Raw genomic sequence first — 17,509 nt, forward strand, 5'->3', positions numbered from 1 at the left:
TGCTTTTTGTTGGCTGGAACGACTAACAACAGCGCAGCAGGGCCTTGCTGAGTGGCGCTTACAACAAGGACTTGGCCAACAAGGCTGTCAGCAGGATGGCAATCAGCGCCAGCAGGAAATTCTGCCGCTTCTGTTCGCGCATCAGCTGGATATAGCCTTCCACCAGCAAGTCGCTCTTGGCGGCAGACAGCGCCTCGTTCAGCTTGCGTGGCAGCGTGGGCAGGGTGGTGGCCCATTGCGGTGCCTCCTGCTTGAGCGTGCGCAGCATGCCACGCCAGCCCATCTGCTCGTTCATCCACTTGGTAAGGAAGGGCTTGGCAGTCACCCACAAATCCAGGTTGGGGTCCAGCTGGCGGCCCAGGCCCTCGATATTGAGCAGGGTTTTCTGCAGCAGGACCAGCTGCGGCTGGATTTCCACATTGAAACGGCGGCTGGTTTCAAACAGGCGCAGCAGCACCAGGCCAAAGGAAATCTCCGACAAGGGCTTTTCGAAGATGGGCTCGCACACCGTGCGCACCGCTGCTTCCAGCTCCTCGGCGCGGGTGGTTTTCGGCACCCAGCCCGATTCGATATGCGCGGTGGCCACGCGGTGGTAGTCGCGATTGAAGAAGGCGAGGAAATTCACCGCCAGATAATGCTTGTCCTCGTCGGTGAGGCTGCCGACGATGCCAAAGTCCAGCGCGATATAGCGGCCGTCTTCCGCCACGAAGATATTGCCGGGGTGCATGTCGGCATGGAAAAAACCATGGCGGAACACCTGGGTGAAGAAGATCTCCACGCCAAAGCGCGACAGCTTGCTCAAGTCCACCCCCTGCTCGCGCAGGCGCTCGATCTGCCCCACCGGCGTGCCATGCATCCACTCCAGCGTCAGTACATTGCGGTTGGTGTAGTCGTAAAACACTTCCGGCACGATCAGCATGTCCGAGCCGGTAAAATTGCGCCGCAGCTGCGAGGCATTGGCCGCCTCGTGCATCATGTCCAGTTCGTCGTGCAGATACTTGTCGAACTCGGCCACCACTTCGCGCGGCTTGAGCCGTTTGCCGTCGATGAAGAAACGCTCCACCCAGCGGGCCAGCGTGGACATCAAGGCCAGATCCTGCTCGATCACCGGCTGAATGCCCGGGCGCAATACCTTGACCGCCACCTCGCGGCCACGGCTGCCATCCGGCTGTTTCAGCCAGGCCTTGTGCACCTGTGCCACCGAGGCACTGGCCACCGGCGTGATATCAAAATCGACAAACAAATTCTCTACCGGCAGGCCAAAGCTCTGCTCGATCACCTGCCGCGCCAGCGCGCCATCAAACGGGGCAACCCGGTCCTGCAGCTGCGCCAGCGCATCGGCGTAGTCGGGCGGCAGCAGGTCACGCCGCGTCGACAACACCTGGCCAAACTTGACGAAAATCGGCCCCAGGCCCTCCAGCGCCAGCCTCACCCGTTCTGGCAAGGGAGCGCTGACATCACGCGGCAGCGGACACAGCTTCAGCAGCGTGTGAACAAAACCCAGCCGCGAATGACCTTCGAAAAAATCATCCAGACCATAACGGTACAGCGTGGAAACAATCTTGAAAAAACGCGAAATCCGCATAGTGACCGGGCTAGCCCTTATTCCTTTGGTTGCACCAGCGCCGCTTCCAGCCGCGCCAGTCTTTTTTCGCTACGCGCCACATCATCGCGCAGGCTGTCCACCGCGCGCAGATAGCTAGCCACTGCTTGCCGGCTGGCCAGCATCGGCGCTTCTTCACGCAAGTGCTCCACCCAGTTTTCCAGCAGACGCCAGGCGATTTCGCCCTTGAAACCGAGCGAGGCACGGGCCACGCGCTGCAAGCGGTTGGCCGCCACATCGCCCATGACCCGCGACAGATCTTCGCCGGCATCCCAGCGCAGACGCGCAATCAGGCGGCCAATGGCCGCAGCCAGCTCGGTATCGCCTTCCAGGCTGACATCGCTCAGCGCCGGATCACGGCCGCTCACCGCGGCCAGCGCTGCGGCATGCTGCAAGCGGATGGTGGCTTCCGGCTCGCCTGCACAGGCGGCCAGCCAGCCTTCATCGGTAATCACCCCGCGCACCGTGAGCGGAGCCAGCACAATGCCAACACGGCGGCCGACATGGGCCGCCAGCTCGGCCCGCACGGCAGGTTGCTGGTTCAGCAGATGATTGAATACGGCAATCTGGATACGCATCAGCAATGCTCCACAAACAAGCGTCCCGGTTTCAGTGTTTAAGCCGGGCAAACAAGAGATTGATACCCAGCAGGATAAACAGGCCGCCACACAGCTGGTCCAGTCGCTGCGCCACACCCTTGCGCCGCAACCAGTCGCCCAGCCGCGCCGACAGCAAGGCAAGTGCCGCACACCACAGCAGGCCGGTTGCCACGAAGGTAAGGCCCAGAATCACAAAGGACACGGCAGTGGCCCCCGGTTTGACAAACTGCGGCAGGAAGGCCAGAAAAAACAGCGCCACCTTGGGATTGAACAGATTGGTGAGGAAGGCCTCGCGCAGGATCTTGCCTGGCCGCGCGGCTTCCAGCCGGGCCGCATCGCTGGTGATGCTGCTGCCGGGTCGGCGCAGCATTTTCACGCCCAGCCACAGCAGATAGCCCGCCCCCAGCAGCTTGACCGCGACAAAGGCCATGGCCGATGTCGCCAGCAGCGCCGACAGGCCAAAGGCCGCCAGCAGGGTGTGGCCCAAGCTGCCAAGGCCAATGCCCAGCGCCGACAGCAGGCCGACACGACTACCCTGTGCCGTGCTGCGGCCCAGAATGTAAAAAGTGTCCGGGCCAGGCGTCAGGTTAAGCAACAGCCCTGCCGCCATGAAGGCCCACAGATTGGTGATGCCGTCCATGGAATCTCCTGCTAATGCTTTGCCCGGCTGACCCGACACCAGGGCTTTAGAGTTTGTAGCCCTTGTGCAGCGCCACCACGCCACCCGTCATATTGTGATAGTCCACCTTGCCGAAGCCGGCTTCCTGCATCATGGCCTTCAGGGTTTCCTGATCCGGATGCATGCGGATGGATTCGGCCAGATACTGGTAGCTGTCGGCATCGCCGGCCACCATCTTGCCCATTACCGGCAGCGCCTTGAAGGAATAGAAGTCATAGATGGGCGACAGCGGTTTCCATACCTTGGAAAACTCCAGCACCATCAGCTTGCCGCCCGGTTTGAGCACGCGGCACATTTCCTTCAGCGCGGCGTCCTTGTGCGTCATGTTGCGCAGGCCAAAGGCCACCGACACGGCGTCAAAATAATTGTCCGGGAAGGGCAGTTTTTCGGCATCGGCCAGCGATACCGGCAGAATCAGGCCCTCGTCCAGCAAACGGTCGCGGCCCACGGTCAGCATGGAGCTGTTGATGTCGGTCAGCCATACTTCGCCCTTCTTGCCCACGCGCTTGGACCAGCCACGCGCCAAGTCGCCAGTGCCACCGGCGATATCCAGCACCTTGTCGCCCGGTTTCACGCCGGAGGTGGTCAGGGTGAAATGCTTCCACACGCGATGCAGGCCACCGGACATCAGGTCGTTCATCACGTCGTACTTCTTGGCAACCGAATGGAAAACATCGGCTACCTTGCCGGCCTTTTCACTCTCGGCCACCGTCTTGAAGCCAAAATGCGTTTCTTGATCCATATTCACTCCCTGCTCGCGCCAGCGGCGGCGAGGCGATTCAGATAATCCTGCCAGTATGCCTGTTGCTGCGCACCCAGCTCGTAAAGGTAAGTCCAGCTGTAGAGGCCGCTATCGTGGCCATCATCAAAGGTAATCTTCAAGGCGTAGTGGCCCACCGGCTCCAGCGCGGTGATCGCCACCTGACGCTTGCCCACCTGCAGCACTTCCTGCCCCGCCCCATGGCCACGCACTTCGGCAGAGGGCGAATACACCCGCAGGTATTCGGCCGGCAGCTGGAAGCGCTCACCATCATCAAAGCTGATTTCCAGCGTACGCGAAACGGCATGCAGGGTGATTTCCTGCACCTGGGCACTATTAGGACTGATTCCTGCCATGTCTGCCTCGTCGTTTTAAAGGGGGGGCTTAACCCTGTTCGTCCTTGCGTTCCAACAGCATGGCATCGCCATAGCTGAAGAAGCGGTATTGCTGCTGTACTGCATGGGCATAGGCCGCACGCATTTCCGGGTAGCCGGCAAAAGCCGAGACCAGCATCAGCAAGGTGGACTTGGGCAAATGGAAATTGGTCAGCAAGCGGTCGACCACGCGGAAGCGGTAACCCGGCGTGATGAAGATGTCGGTCTCGCCACGGCCAGCCACCAGTTCGCCACTGCGCGCGGCAGACTCCAGCGCACGCATGCTGGTGGTGCCCACGGCCAGCACCTTGCTGCCACGGGCATGCGCGGCCTGGATCAGCTCAAAAGTGCGCTGCGGCACTTCGTAGATTTCGCTGTGCATCTTGTGCTCGGCGATGTTTTCCACCCGTACCGGCTGGAAGGTGCCCGCCCCGACATGCAGGGTGACATAGGCCAGCTCCACGCCCTTGGCCTGCAAAGTGGCCAGCATTTCTTCGGTAAAGTGCAGGCCGGCAGTGGGCGCTGCCACCGCACCCTGTTCGCGGGCGTAGACGGTCTGGTAACGCTCGTCGTCGTCGCCTTCCGCGCTTCTCTCTATATAGGGAGGCAGCGGCAGCTTGCCGGAGGCTTCCAGAATGTCGAAAACATTGTCCTCAGCCAGAAAGCGCAGCTTGAACAGCGCGTCGTCGCGCTCGACCATTTCGGCTTCCCAACGTTCGGCAAAAATCAGCCGCGTGCCCGGCTTGGGCGACTTGGAAGAGCGCACATGGGCCAGCACGGTGTGCGCATCCAGCACGCGCTCTACCAGAGCTTCTATCTTGCCGCCACTGGCCTTTTCGCCAAACAGTCTGGCCTTGATGACGCGGGTGTCGTTGAACACCATCACATCACCGGCGTTGAGCTGCTGGGCGAAATCGGCAAACTGCCCGTCGGTAAGGGAAGTGCCGGCAACATGCAGCAAACGGCTGGCACCGCGCACGGCAGGCGGATGCTGGGCAATCAGGTGTTCTGGCAGGTGGTAATCGAAATCAGACAGCAGCATGGCGTGAAGCTCGAATCAAAACCGGCAAATTATACCCGCGCCAGCCAGCCCCGGCACGGACTTGTTCGGCCCGGCCCCGAATTTGAGCTTGATCAAGAGTGCGGCGCAAGAAACTGTAAAAAATTTGCCACCGTTTAAAATGCGGTTCACTGTAGTGCATTCGCTCGAAATGGCGGGCTTTCCGGCCAAATCAGCGGCCCCTGCCAACCATCAAACAACCGTTTGAAATACTCGAAAAGCTAGACATCGTGTCGCTAATTGCGGCAAACTCGCGCCCATGTTGAACTCAGGAGCAAAGCTTTGACCGGAAAAATCCTCGTGCTGCACGGCCCCAACCTCAATCTGCTCGGGACACGGGAACCACAGCACTACGGCCGGGATACGCTTGCCTCCATCAACCAGCGGCTGACCGAACAGGCCAGCGCCGCCGGTTTCGAGCTTGAGGCGCTGCAAAGCAACGCCGAACACCTCTTGATTGACCGCGTCCACGCCTGCATGACAGACGGAACGTCGTTCATCATCATCAATCCAGCGGCCTTTACCCACACCAGCGTTGCCCTGCGCGACGCCATTTCGGGGGTGAAGGTGCCATTCATAGAAGTACACCTGTCCAACGTCCACGCCCGTGAGCCCTTCCGCCAGCATTCGTATTTTTCCGATCTGGCGGTCGGCGTGATCTGCGGCCTGGGCGCGCAGGGCTATGAGCTGGCACTTGCGCACGCCATCCGGCGTTTGTCCGCGCAAGCCTGAGCATAATAAAGTACATCCCATCCGAAGGATTACCATGGATCTGCGTAAACTGAAGAAACTGATCGATCTCGTCGAAGAATCCGGCATCGCCGAACTCGAGGTGACCGAAGGGGAAGAGAAAGTCCGCATCACCCGCGTATCGGCCAACACCCAGATCGCCTACGCCCAGCCGATGATGCAGATGCCGATGCAACAGCAAATGGCCGCACCGGCCGCCGCGCCGGTAGCCGCAGCAGAAGCCCCTGCCGCCGCCAACAACGCCAACGCGCTGAAGTCGCCGATGGTCGGCACCTTCTACCGCTCGGCCAGCCCGGGTTCCAAGCCTTTCGTGGAAGTGGGCCAGAGCGTGAATGCCGGTGATACCCTGTGCATCATCGAAGCCATGAAGCTGATGAACGAAATCGAAGCCGACCGTTCCGGCGTGGTGAAGGCCGCATTGGCCGAAGACGGCCAGCCGGTGGAATACGGCGAGCCGCTGTTCATCATCGAGTAATTCTTCTCTGCCTCGCTAATAGACGCCAGAGATGACAGGGCACGAGACACAGCGTCTGTGCCCTTGTCGTTTGACGCGCCACTGAACGGACGTCCCTACCATGTTTGAAAAAATCCTGATTGCGAACCGCGGCGAAATCGCCCTGCGCATCCAGCGCGCCTGCCGCGAAATGGGTATCAAGACCGTGGTCGTGCATTCCGAAGCCGACCGCGAAGCCAAATATGTCAAGCTGGCCGACGAGTCGGTCTGCATCGGCCCGGCCCCGTCGACCAAGAGCTATCTGAATGTGCCGGCGCTGATCGCCGCTGCAGAAGTGACCGACGCCCAGGCCATTCACCCCGGTTACGGCTTCCTGTCGGAAAACGCCGACTTTGCCGAACGCGTGGAACAATCCGGCTTTGTCTTCATCGGCCCACGCCCTGACACCATCCGCCTGATGGGCGACAAGGTATCGGCCAAGGACGCGATGATTGCCGCCGGCGTGCCCTGCGTACCCGGCTCGGCTGGCGCTTTGCCGGATGATCCGGCCGAGATCGTCAAGATCGCCAAGAAAATCGGCTTCCCGGTCATCATCAAGGCCGCAGGTGGCGGCGGTGGCCGTGGCATGCGCGTGGTGCATACCGAAGGCGCGCTGATCAACTCGGTACAGATGACCCGCACCGAAGCCGGTGCTGCATTCGGCAACCCGACTGTCTACATGGAGAAATACCTGCAGCAGCCGCGCCATATCGAAATCCAGATTCTGGCCGACGAATACGGCAATGCCATCTATCTGGGCGAGCGCGACTGCTCCATGCAGCGCCGCCACCAGAAAATCATCGAAGAAGCACCGGCACCGGGCATTACCGACGAGCAGCGTCAGCGCATCGGTACCGCCTGCGCCGAAGCGTGCAGCCGCATCGGCTACCGTGGGGCCGGCACTTTTGAATTCCTGTTCGAAAACGGCGAGTTCTACTTCATTGAAATGAACACCCGCGTTCAGGTAGAGCACCCGGTGACCGAGATGATTACCGGCGTGGACATCGTGCAGGAACAGATCCGCATTGCTGCCGGCGAAAAGCTGCGCTACAAGCAAAGCGACATCATCCTGCGCGGTCATGCCATGGAATGCCGTATCAACGCCGAAGATCCGTTTACCTTCGTGCCCTCGCCGGGCAAGATCGAAAGCTACCATCCGGCCGGTGGCCCTGGCATTCGCATCGACTCGCACATCTACCAGGGCTATACCGTGCCGTCGCACTACGACTCCATGGTAGGCAAGCTGATTTCCTACGGTGACACCCGCGAACAGGCCATGGCCCGCATGCGTGTTGCCCTGTCGGAAATCTCCATCTCCGGCATCAAGACCAATATCCAGCTGCACCAGGAATTGTTCATGGATGCCGCCTTCCAGCGTGGCAGCACCAGTATTCACTATCTGGAAGAGCGCCTGTCGCAGATGAAAAAGGGAGAGGCATAATGGCTTGGCTACAAGCCACCATCGACACGGATTCGGCCGTGGCAGAACGCCTGGCCGATGCCCTGATGGATGCGGGCGCGCTGTCGACCGCCATTGAAGACGCATTGGCCGGCACCGAGCTGGAACAGCCCATCTTTGGCGAACCCGGCATGCCGGTAGACCAGCTGTGGAATCACAGCCGCATCATCACCCTGTTTGCCGAAGATGCCGACGTTGCGCTGCTGATCGCCGCCGCCTGCACCGCCTGCAAGCTGGCCATGCCGGCATACAAGACCGAGCGCGTGGAAGAGCAGGACTGGGTGCGCCTGACGCAATCCCAGTTCGAGCCCATCCGCATTTCGGACCGACTGTGGATTACCCCCACCTGGCACGATGCCCCGGCGCCTGATGCCATTAACCTGCAGCTGGATCCGGGCCTGGCATTCGGCACGGGCAGCCATCCCACCACGCGGCTGTGCCTGCAGTGGCTGGATGCGCATGTTGCTGGTGGCGAAAGCGTGCTGGACTACGGCTGCGGTTCCGGCATCCTGGCCATTGCCGCGCTCAAGCTGGGCGCAGGCTCGGCGCTGGGCGTGGATATCGATGCCCAGGCGGTGCGTTCCAGTCGCGACAACGCCGACCAGAACAACGTAACTGCCACCTTCTGCCTGCCGGATGCCAATCCGGCCGCCCAGTATGATGTTGTGTTGGCCAATATTCTGGCCAACCCGCTGCGCATGCTCGGTCAGCTGTTGGCAAGCCATGTAAAAACCGGTGGTAGAATCGTGCTTTCCGGTATTCTTGCCGAACAGGCTGATGAACTGTCTGCCATTTATGCGCAATGGTTCACCATGGATACGCCCGTGTTCGACGAGGGTTGGACACGATTGACAGGAACCCGACGCCCAAGCGTATGAGCTATACGACACAGTGCCCCAGTTGCCAGACCCGTTTCAAGGTTAACGACAAGCAGTTATCTGCCGCCAACGGACTCGTCCGCTGCGGGCGCTGTTCGCATGTTTTCAACGCCACCGAGCATTTTGTCAGTACCGACGTACCGCCGGTACTGACGCCGCCAGTGGCACCGCCGCCACCGCCAGTGCAGGCCATGCCGCCGGCCGCAACACCCCAGGTGCAGCAGCCCGCCGACCCGATGGACGATTTCGAGCTGGAACTGCCCGACTTCGACCCGCAAACTGCAGCCAGCCCGGCCACTGCCGATGATTTCGATCTGGAGCCTGCCCCCGCGCTCGCCCCTGCCAATACTATGCAGCCGCCCGATAGCGGCAGCAGCCGCGAAGCCGAAGAGTTCCAGCGCGCACTGGCCGAAGCCTTGCAAACCCGCAAAACCAGCCCGACGCCCAGCCAGAACTATGCAGCCGAGCTGGATGAGCCAGAGCAGCCTCCCCCCCTGCCCGACGTGTTCGGCAACAAACGCCGCCGTGGTGAACAGGCCGACGATATCCCGCCGCCCGCTGCCGCTGCCAGCGCCGAACAAGCTGAAATCCCGGCACCGCCGGCACGCCCGCCACACCCTTATGGTGATCTGGGTGAAGCAGATGAAGAAGTCAGCAGTGAGGAGCCACACCGGCGCAATCCGCTATTGACCATTGTCATGGTATTGCTGGCCATCATCGGCAGCGTGCTGCTGGCCGGCCAGCTGGTTTACTTCAACCGCACCCGCATTGCCGCCGAAGTCCCGGAAGCGCGTCCGGCGCTGGAAGCCTTCTGCCACATTGCCGGCTGCAATGTGCCCTGGCCAACGGATATCGCGCAAATCCGCACCGAATGGTCGGAGCTAGCCTTTGTGCCCGAGCATGCCAATCTGATCCAATTGTCCGCCACGCTGAAGAACCATGCCGCCTTTGCGCAGAACTACCCCATGCTGGAAGTTTCGCTGAAGGATGCCGACGATCAGGTACTGATCCGCAAGGTGTTTTCACCCAAGGAATACCTCAAGGCCGACGACTTCAAGCTGCAGCGCTTCAATGCCAACAGCGAGGTGAAGGTCACCATGCGGCTGGATGCCGGCAAGGTACGCGCCATGGGTTACAGCCTGTACTGGTTCTACCCCTGAGCGGCGACACCCCTACACCAAGCGGCTTCGGCCGCTTTTTTTGTACCTGCTCGTCAACAGAATATCGAATCGGCCTTGTAATTGGCGCAGTGCTGTCCACCATGTAAGGATAAGGAGGCAACACATGCACGATTTCATACTGCAGTACGGCGATGAGGCCATTCCAGTGAGTGGGGAATTTCCGCAGCCAGACAGTTATCTGCCCAGCTTCATGCTGGTGGATGAACACAAACGCGATATTGCACTGGAGGCTTTTGCCGGCCAGCCCAAGGTCATTCTGACCCTGCTGTCGCTGGACGAAGACGAACACGGTGGCCTGGCACTGTTACAGGACACCCGGCGCTTCCTTGAAAGCTGGCCGGCCTTGCAGCTGATCGTGGTGTGCGTCGATTCGCCCTCTTCCCTGCTGCGCAGCCGCCACGAGCACGGTCTGCCCGGCGTCATCCTGCTCTCTACCCTGCGCGGTCGCGACTTTCACAAGCAATACGGAGTACTGGCCAGCGGCTACCCGCTCAGCGGCTATACCGCCCCGGCCATCCTGATTGCCGACGGCGACAATGTCATTCTGTACGCAGAGCGTTTGCACAACAGCACTGCACGTTTCAAGCAGCATGACATTGCCGCGCGACTACAGCTGGCAGCCGTGCTGGATGACAGTCCTGTCACAGCAGCTGAAGACAGCCCCCCTTCTACTTGAGTGCCAGCACCAACTAACGCAGGCACGACAGCATGACTGGCCGGTGACGACTCTGTGCACCGGCCAAAGTTTCGTCACATTAAACACCAATAGTAAATAAATGGTTTAAATAATAGGTATTTATTGAACTGATTGCCAAAAATATACTGTCCCCAAGCTGTAGAACACAGCAGACACACAATCCCATCAGCAAGGAATACAGTATGAAAACCCTAGCCATCGCCCTGATTACCCTGATCACCAGCAGTGCAGCATTTGCCCATGATGTAGACAACAACCCGCCGACACCGGCTAGCGTCAGCGCCTGGCAGGCCGAGCAGCAAGCCATCCGGAATGACTTCGCCAAACTGCCGGCTGCCGAACAGCAGCGTATCCAGAACATCAATGCCTACTGGGATGCACAGAGCCTGCGCGAGAACCAGCGCACGCACTAAGAGCTGCTAACAAAAAAACTGTTGCAGCCTTGCGCCTCCTGGCCGTACTGCTTGTACTGTCTTGGGCGGCGCGCCTTGCCCCAGTGACACCGCGCTCTTGTCAGCCACGCTAAGCCTGCAGCAGCCCCCATCACTGCCAGGGCATGAAAAAAGCCTCCATCATGGAGGCTTTTTTATTGGTACACGGCAGGCATCAGTCCAGCGCGCCGCCACCTTCAGACTTGGGCGCACGGCTCAGCAGCCCTTCCACCACCCGGTGCGGATCATTGCCCTGATACAGCAGGCCACACACGGCGGCGGTAATCGGCATTTCCACTTCCAGCCTTTCCGCCATGGTCAGGACTTCGCGGGCGGTACTCACACCTTCAGCCACATGGCCCAGCTCCGCCAGAATGGTTTCCAGTGATTTGCCTTCGGCCAGTTTCAGGCCCACCTGACGATTACGCGACAGCGCACCGGTGCAGGTGAGAATGAGATCACCCATGCCAGACAAGCCCATCATGGTCTGCTGGCTGGCACCCAGCGCACTGGCCAGACGGGTGATTTCCGCCAGGCCACGGGTGATGAGTGCGGCGCGGGCATTCATGCCAAAACCCAGGCCATCGGCTACACCAGTGGCAATAGCCATCACGTTCTTGACGGCACCACCGACTTCAACCCCCACCAGATCATCATTGGCATACAGCCGCAGCAGCGGGCTGTGCAGCTCACGCGCAATGCGCCGGGCAAACTCACCGTCATCCGCGGCAATGGTGACCGCAGCCGGCAGGCCTTCCGCCACTTCGCGGGCAAAGCTGGGGCCGGACAACACACCGCAGGGATGGTCAGCCGGCAACTCTTCGGCCACCACCTGATGCGGCAGCAGGCTGGAACCGGTTTCGAACCCCTTGCACGCCCACAAGATGGGCGGCAGCGCAGAAGACAGCGCCGTCAACGCCCGCAAGGTCGGCCGCAGGCCCACGATGGGGGTGACGATAAGAATCAGTTCGGCGCCATGGATGGCACGAGGCAATTCTGCAGTCAGCGTGATGCTGTCGGGAAAAGGGCAATCCGGCAGATAACGGCGGTTGACACGCTCGGCCGCCATTTCCGACATCTGGGCGGCATCGCGCCCCCACAGGCTCACATCATGATGACGGGCAAACGCCAGCGCCAGCGCGCTACCCCATGCCCCACTCCCCAGAATGGCCAGTTTCATGGTTTACAGGCCCCACAGATCGGTAATGCGGGCAAAGCCGCTGCTGCCGTCGCGGTGCTTGACCTTGACCCAGCCATCCTTGGGCGCTTCCTGCCATTGCAGCACGCCATCGCGGGCCACGCTGAACACGGGCTGGCCATCAGCCGATGCGCTAGCACGCACCACGGCCTGGTCGGCCGTCACCAGCAACCAGCGCTGACCAGACAAGGCCGCCAGCGGAATCCAGGCGATGCCGCCGGTGGCGTCACGCACGCGTGACCACTCTTTCTGGCTGGACAGCACTTCCACCGGGTAGTAGCGGCTAACCACGAACAGCTTCTTGGCACTCAATGTGGGCGCCTCGTACAGCGCCACACCGGTTTCCTTGACCGAACGGAATTCCAGCGCCTGCGCCGGCAGGGCATACAGCCCGGCCAGCACGGCAGCGACGACGAGGCGGCGCAGCATCAGGCGTTGCCGGCTTCGGCTTGCTGGGCGCGCTGCTGCATGTACAGCGCTTCGAAGTTGATCGGCGACAGCAGTACCGGCGGGAAGCCAGCGCGGTTCACCAGATTGGAAACGGTTTCACGGGCATAGGGGAACAGGATGTTCGGGCAGGCCACACCAAGAATCGGCTCGATGTCTTCAACCGGCACGTTTTCGATGCGGAAGATACCGGCTTCGGTCACTTCGCACAGGAACATGGTTTTTTCCGGCAGCTTGGCGGTCACGGTCACGGTCAGCGCCACTTCGTAGAAGCCATCGTCGATTTGCTTGCCTTCGCTGGCCAGTTGCATGTCGATTTCCGGCTGGGCCGCTTCCAGATAAACCTGCGGTGCATTCGGCACTTCCAGGGACAGATCTTTTACGTAGATTTTTTCGATGGAGAATACCGGTTGCAGCTCTTGTTGCTCGCTCATGTCTCAGTCTCGCTGATGGCCGCCCCGGGCGGCCGGTTGCAAAGGAAAATCAGGTTTGCATCATCGCATGAAAGCACGGTGTGCGGCCAGTACGGCCCAACGGCAAAGGGCGATAGCGGCAGACGACTCCGTGCTTGCTTGATTGGCGTCAATCGGCCAGCAGCACGTCCAGCTTGCCGGCCTGGTTCAGAGCCACCAGATCGTCGCAGCCGCCGACATGGGTGTCGCCGATGAAGATTTGCGGCACGGTGCGCCGGCCGGTGCTGCTCATCATGTGATCGCGTGCCGCATCGTCCAGATCAATGCGGATTTCCTCGATGCCGGTTACACCCTTGCTGGCCAGAACTTGCTTGGCGCGGATGCAGTAGGGGCAGACCGCCGTGGTATACATGGTGACGTGTTTCATGACAAAACCTGTTTAATGCGTGGTGGGATTCAGGGCTGCATTATAGCTTCTGCTGGCGCTAGCTGGCTGCTATCCGGTGCGCTGCGGTCGAAGCGGTGGATCAGATCCGCCACGATGCCATCCAGTGCCGGCCCCATCGCCAGTGCCCGCGGACTGTTGATGATGGCCACGATGGCCAGCCGCCGCCCGTCGGCGGCCTGCCAGTAGCCGGCCAGCGCCTTGACGTCTTTCAGCGTGCCGGTTTTCATGCGCAGCCGCGGGCCAATGCTGGCAAAGCGGCGTTTGAGCGTGCCGTCCTCGCTGGCCACAGGCAGGCTGGCTAGCAGTTCACCACCATAGGGGCCACGCGCCGCATTCAGCAGCACCTGACCGAGCATGCGGGCCGAAACCCGTTCGCGCCGCGACAGGCCGCAGCCGTTTTCCAGCACCAGTGCTTCGTCGGAAATATGCTGCTCGGCCAGCAGGCGGCGTACTGCGCGCTGGGCGGCGGCCGGGGTATCGCTGCCACCCTCCTCCCGCCCCAGTGTCAGATAGACGGTGCGTGCCATGGTGTTGTTGCTGTATTTATTGATATCGGCCAGCGCCACGGTAAGCGGCTCGGACTGGAATTGCGCCAGCGTGCGCGCCCCTGCCGGTGCCGGTGCAAGCGCCACACCTTGCGGACCGCTGCCGCCCAGTTCGGCCCACAGCGCAGCAAACGACTGGGCAGCAAAGTCATTGTGTTCCAGCACATTCACATAGGCCTGACTGCCATCACAGGCGGTGGGCAGCTTGCCGCTAACCTCGATCTGCCCGCCTTGCTGGCGGATTTGCACCCATTGCCGGACATCCGGGCAAGCAGTGCTAGCGCCGGCACTGCTCAACCTTGCCTGCAGGCTGACACCAGCCAGTGGCGGATCCAGCACCACCCGTGCGCCATTGGCATCATTGAAAAAGCGCAACCAGGCCACTTTCAGGCCGGTGAGATGGGTATCCGGCTCAACGGTGAAGGACTTGCCCTCGTCGCCACCAAAATTTTCCGCCGTGCCTATGCTGCTGAAAGCGCTCTTGTCCAGCAGCAGCCGGCCGTCGATGCGCTGTACGCCACGCTGGCGCAGGCCGCGCAGCAGCTCTTGCAGATTGGCCGTACTAAAGCGTGGATCGCCCGCCCCCACCCACACCAGATCGCCCTTCAATACGCCGTTTTCCAGCGGTGCTGCCGACACCAGCCGTGTCGTCCAGCGGTAACCCGGCTTGAGACGGTTGAGTGCGGTCCAACTGGTTAGCAGCTTCATGGTGGAAGCCGGATTGACTGCCGCATCGGCACGCAGGCTGGCCAGTTCGGTGCCGCCCTCTACCGGAGCCGCCCAGATGGCGACCTCATCCGGTTTCAGCCCATGCAGGTCCAGGGTGGCGGCCGTACTGGTAGCGGCCAGCAAGATCAGGGCAATAGCGGGTAGGACTGACTTCATTACATCTCCTGCGGGTCGATATCGAGCGACCAGCGCAAGCCACGGCCGTGCTGGCGCGCCTGGGCATCCAGCAGCGGGGGCAGTTGATCAAGAAAACGGTGCAGGGCCTGGCGATTGGCCGACTCCAGCACCAGTTGCGCACGTTCGCGATTGGCCAGCCGCACCATCAGCGCGGGAGCCGGGCCGGATATCAGCAGCTCGGCAGCCAGCGGCTGCACCTGCTGGCGGACGTGAGTGAGAAAGGCGGTGGCGCTGGCCAGCTCGGGGGCATCGGCACGCAGCAGCGCCTGATAGACCGAGGGCGGAAAGGCGGCCTGTCGGCGCTCCTGCAGCAAGCTGGCAGCAAAACCGTCGAAATCATGTGCCACCAGCGCCTGATACAGCGGGTGCTCCGGCCACTGCGTCTGCACCAGCACTTCGCCCGGCGCATCGGCGCGGCCGGCACGGCCGGCCACCTGGGTGAGCTGGGCAAACAGCCGCTCGGAAGCACGATAGTCGGCCGAGTACAGCCCACCATCGGCATTGAGCACCGTCACCAGCGACAGGGTACCAAAGTCATGCCCCTTGGCCAGCATCTGGGTACCGACCAGCATGTCGACCTCGCCGGCATGCACCTTGCGGTAAATCTCGTCCCAGGCCTGCTTGCGCTGGGTAGTGTCGCGGTCGATGCGCAGGATGCGCGCGGCAGGAAACAGCCGGCCCAGTGCCGACTCCAGCCTCTGCGTGCCCTCGCCCAAGGGCTTGATATCCGGCGCGCCGCACTCCGGGCAGGCATGCGGGACATTCTCTTCCCAGCCACAATGGTGGCAACGCAGCTTGCGCTCCAGCAAATGCAACACCAGCCGGGTGGAACAGCGCGGGCAACCACTGGTCCAGCCGCAATCGGTACAGGCCAGTACCGGGGCAAAACCACGGCGGTTGATGAACACCAGGCTCATCTCTTTGCGCTCCAGCCGCGCCGACAGCGCCTTGATCACCGGATCGGACAATCCCTCGACCAGCTTGGCGCGACGAGTATCCACCAGCCGCACCGTGGGCAAGCGTGCCGCACCGTGGGCGCGCTGATTGAGTTTGAGCTGGCGGTAGCGGCCAGCCTCGACATTGGCCACGCTTTCCAGGCTGGGCGTGGCACTGCCTAGCACGATGGGAATGCCGGCGCGGCGTGCACGCCAGATCGCCAGATCACGCGCATGGTAGCGCAGGCCGTCCTGCTGTTTGAAGGAGCCGTCATGTTCTTCATCCACCACAATCATGCCCAGCCGTGGCATGGGGGTGAACACCGACAGCCGGGTACCGATGATGATGTCAGCCCGCCCCTGCCAGGCATCCAGCCAGTTGCGCAGGCGCTCGCCCTCGGCCAGCTGGCTGTGCTGCACAGCGATGCGGCTGGCGGGAAAGCGCTGGAGGAAGCGCTCGATCAGCTGCGGGGTGAGGTTGATTTCCGGCACCAGCACCAGCACCTGCTGCCGCTGCGCCAGACAAAGCGCAATGCGCTGCAGATAGACTTCGGTCTTGCCGCTGCCGGTAATGCCATGCAACAGCCAGGCCTGGAAACCAGCCGGCTCACGGCTCAAGGCATCCAGTGCCGCCTGCTGGTCGGCATTCAGCTGTGGGCTGGGGCCCAGCTCTAGCGGCTGGATTTCCGGCTCCAGCCTTTGCACCAGGCCTTCGGCCAGCCAGTCGGCCAGGATCTTGCCCGCCTGCGGGGTAATCTGCCGCGCCTGCTGCTGGCTGAGCAGGCCATCGCCCAGCGCCTGCCACAAGGCCATCCGCGCCCGCTGGCGCGCCGCCGGCATCGCAGCCAGACCCGCATCAGTCAGGCCATAGGGGCGCTCGTCCGGCGGGGTGATGTCGCGCGCCTCGCGCAGCCCGGTGGGTAGAGCAGTAAACAGGGTCTGGCCCAGCGGAAAGTGATAATAGGCTGCGGCAAATTCAGCCAGGGCGAGGAAATCGGCCGACAAGGGGGGCAGGCTGTCGAATACCTGCTCCACCTGCTTGAGCTGACTGTCCGGCAAACCCTCAGGGGGTATGCCAGTGACAACCACGCCACACAACTGGCGATTGCCAAAGGGAACAGCCACCCGCTGACCGGGGCTGACTGGAAAATGAGACAGGTAGGTAAATGCGCCAAATAGGGGCAGATCGACCACCACCTGAACTCTCTGAAGACCCACGGCAATTTTCCCTTTTACATCAAACCCAATTCCGACAAGGCTTTGCGCGATCTATGCACAGAAGCTGTGGATATCTTTGTGAACAACTCGCTTACTGACCGGGGAAAGGCTATTAAATCAGCATTTCCACTAGATTGCACAAAAATTAATCAGAAGAATAAGTTGTTGTTTTTCAATGACTTAAAAGCAACGCACTAATATTGCCCAGTGGGCTTGACAAGTCTGCACAGCCACAGTTCCCAGTGTGAATAACTCTGAGAACACCACCGAACAAAGCTGTCAACACCCCTTTGATCAGCAGGGCAAAAAACGCCGGCCATACTACTGAAAGTCCGTCCCGGCTGGGGCTATACCCCACACCCCGCAATGGATGAAACTGCTGATAAATCAGGCTGTTTTGAGAAATATCTTTGCAACAAAGCGGGGATTGATCAG

General features: G+C 61.2%; 19 protein-coding genes. 7 read left to right on the plus strand and 12 right to left on the minus strand.

The window, feature by feature from the left end; all coding sequences use genetic code 11:
• Nucleotides 1–58 precede the first annotated feature (58 nt).
• The 6 genes from ubiB to queA are packed head-to-tail and all read right to left on the minus strand — an operon-like array spanning nt 59 to nt 5,057.
• Nucleotides 59–1,585, minus strand: a complete 1,527-nt coding sequence (ubiB, locus tag H2Z84_RS11580; protein WP_181836097.1) for a ubiquinone biosynthesis regulatory protein kinase UbiB — start codon at nt 1,583–1,585, stop codon at nt 59–61.
• Nucleotides 1,586–1,602: 17 nt separating this feature from the next.
• Nucleotides 1,603–2,181 carry a ubiquinone biosynthesis accessory factor UbiJ gene (locus H2Z84_RS11585; RefSeq protein ID WP_181836098.1) on the minus strand — a complete coding sequence of 193 codons (579 nt, stop codon included), beginning with the start codon at nt 2,179–2,181 and terminating at the stop codon, nt 1,603–1,605.
• 31 nt (nt 2,182–2,212) lie between these two features.
• Nucleotides 2,213–2,842: a LysE family translocator gene (locus H2Z84_RS11590; protein WP_103524648.1), complete on the minus strand. Its 630-nt coding sequence runs from the start codon at nt 2,840–2,842 to the stop codon at nt 2,213–2,215.
• 46 nt (nt 2,843–2,888) lie between these two features.
• Entirely contained in the window at nt 2,889–3,623 is a 735-nt protein-coding gene (gene ubiE, locus H2Z84_RS11595; protein ID WP_103524647.1) for a bifunctional demethylmenaquinone methyltransferase/2-methoxy-6-polyprenyl-1,4-benzoquinol methylase UbiE, read from the minus strand.
• Nucleotides 3,624–3,625: 2 nt separating this feature from the next.
• Nucleotides 3,626–3,997 carry a gamma-butyrobetaine hydroxylase family protein gene (locus H2Z84_RS11600; protein ID WP_103524646.1) on the minus strand — a complete coding sequence of 124 codons (372 nt, stop codon included), beginning with the start codon at nt 3,995–3,997 and terminating at the stop codon, nt 3,626–3,628.
• A gap of 28 nt (nt 3,998–4,025) precedes the next feature.
• The gene (gene queA / locus H2Z84_RS11605; protein WP_181836099.1) at nt 4,026–5,057 is read right to left on the minus strand and encodes a tRNA preQ1(34) S-adenosylmethionine ribosyltransferase-isomerase QueA; all 1,032 of its coding nucleotides are present in this window, start codon (nt 5,055–5,057) and stop codon (nt 4,026–4,028) included.
• Nucleotides 5,058–5,357: 300 nt separating this feature from the next.
• Between queA and aroQ the strand changes: the two genes are divergently transcribed.
• The 7 genes from aroQ (at nt 5,358) to H2Z84_RS11640 (ending at nt 10,946) form a co-directional block, all read left to right on the plus strand.
• Complete coding sequence (gene aroQ / locus H2Z84_RS11610; protein ID WP_059287045.1) at nt 5,358–5,807, plus strand: type II 3-dehydroquinate dehydratase; 450 nt, start codon at nt 5,358–5,360, stop codon at nt 5,805–5,807.
• A 34-nt stretch (nt 5,808–5,841) separates the two neighbouring features.
• Nucleotides 5,842–6,300, plus strand: coding sequence for an acetyl-CoA carboxylase biotin carboxyl carrier protein (gene accB, locus H2Z84_RS11615; RefSeq protein WP_181836100.1), 459 nt, complete (start codon nt 5,842–5,844; stop codon nt 6,298–6,300).
• 100 nt (nt 6,301–6,400) lie between these two features.
• Nucleotides 6,401–7,759, plus strand: coding sequence for an acetyl-CoA carboxylase biotin carboxylase subunit (gene accC, locus H2Z84_RS11620; protein ID WP_124643216.1), 1,359 nt, complete (start codon nt 6,401–6,403; stop codon nt 7,757–7,759).
• On the plus strand, nt 7,759–8,655 hold the full coding sequence (gene prmA / locus H2Z84_RS11625) for a 50S ribosomal protein L11 methyltransferase (RefSeq protein WP_103524642.1): 897 nt from the start codon (nt 7,759–7,761) through the stop codon (nt 8,653–8,655). The genes accC and prmA overlap by 1 nt, the downstream gene beginning before the upstream one ends.
• Complete coding sequence (locus H2Z84_RS11630; RefSeq protein ID WP_181836101.1) at nt 8,652–9,815, plus strand: DUF3426 domain-containing protein; 1,164 nt, start codon at nt 8,652–8,654, stop codon at nt 9,813–9,815. The genes prmA and H2Z84_RS11630 overlap by 4 nt, the downstream gene beginning before the upstream one ends.
• Nucleotides 9,816–9,939: 124 nt before the next feature.
• Nucleotides 9,940–10,512, plus strand: a complete 573-nt coding sequence (locus H2Z84_RS11635) for a thioredoxin domain-containing protein (RefSeq protein WP_181836102.1) — start codon at nt 9,940–9,942, stop codon at nt 10,510–10,512.
• Between the two features lie 203 nt (nt 10,513–10,715).
• Complete coding sequence (locus tag H2Z84_RS11640; protein ID WP_181836103.1) at nt 10,716–10,946, plus strand: hypothetical protein; 231 nt, start codon at nt 10,716–10,718, stop codon at nt 10,944–10,946.
• Between the two features lie 193 nt (nt 10,947–11,139).
• On the opposite strand, the gene H2Z84_RS11645 is transcribed toward H2Z84_RS11640, so the two are convergent.
• From H2Z84_RS11645 to H2Z84_RS11670, 6 genes are all read right to left on the minus strand, one after another.
• On the minus strand, nt 11,140–12,144 hold the full coding sequence (locus H2Z84_RS11645) for an NAD(P)H-dependent glycerol-3-phosphate dehydrogenase (RefSeq protein WP_181836104.1): 1,005 nt from the start codon (nt 12,142–12,144) through the stop codon (nt 11,140–11,142).
• Nucleotides 12,145–12,147: 3 nt separating this feature from the next.
• On the minus strand, nt 12,148–12,591 hold the full coding sequence (locus H2Z84_RS11650; protein ID WP_181836105.1) for an SH3 domain-containing protein: 444 nt from the start codon (nt 12,589–12,591) through the stop codon (nt 12,148–12,150).
• Nucleotides 12,591–13,043 carry a protein-export chaperone SecB gene (gene secB / locus H2Z84_RS11655; protein WP_124643228.1) on the minus strand — a complete coding sequence of 151 codons (453 nt, stop codon included), beginning with the start codon at nt 13,041–13,043 and terminating at the stop codon, nt 12,591–12,593. Before secB ends, H2Z84_RS11650 begins: the two co-directional genes overlap by 1 nt.
• A 148-nt stretch (nt 13,044–13,191) precedes the next feature.
• Complete coding sequence (gene grxC / locus H2Z84_RS11660; RefSeq protein WP_124643230.1) at nt 13,192–13,449, minus strand: glutaredoxin 3; 258 nt, start codon at nt 13,447–13,449, stop codon at nt 13,192–13,194.
• A gap of 29 nt (nt 13,450–13,478) precedes the next feature.
• Nucleotides 13,479–14,900: a D-alanyl-D-alanine carboxypeptidase/D-alanyl-D-alanine endopeptidase gene (gene dacB / locus H2Z84_RS11665; protein WP_181836106.1), complete on the minus strand. Its 1,422-nt coding sequence runs from the start codon at nt 14,898–14,900 to the stop codon at nt 13,479–13,481.
• On the minus strand, nt 14,900–17,074 hold the full coding sequence (locus H2Z84_RS11670) for a primosomal protein N' (protein ID WP_181836107.1): 2,175 nt from the start codon (nt 17,072–17,074) through the stop codon (nt 14,900–14,902). Before H2Z84_RS11670 ends, dacB begins: the two co-directional genes overlap by 1 nt.
• Nucleotides 17,075–17,509: the final 435 nt, after the last annotated feature.

The organism is Aquitalea aquatica, assembly GCF_013911085.1.
Lineage (GTDB): Bacteria > Pseudomonadota > Gammaproteobacteria > Burkholderiales > Chromobacteriaceae > Aquitalea > Aquitalea aquatica.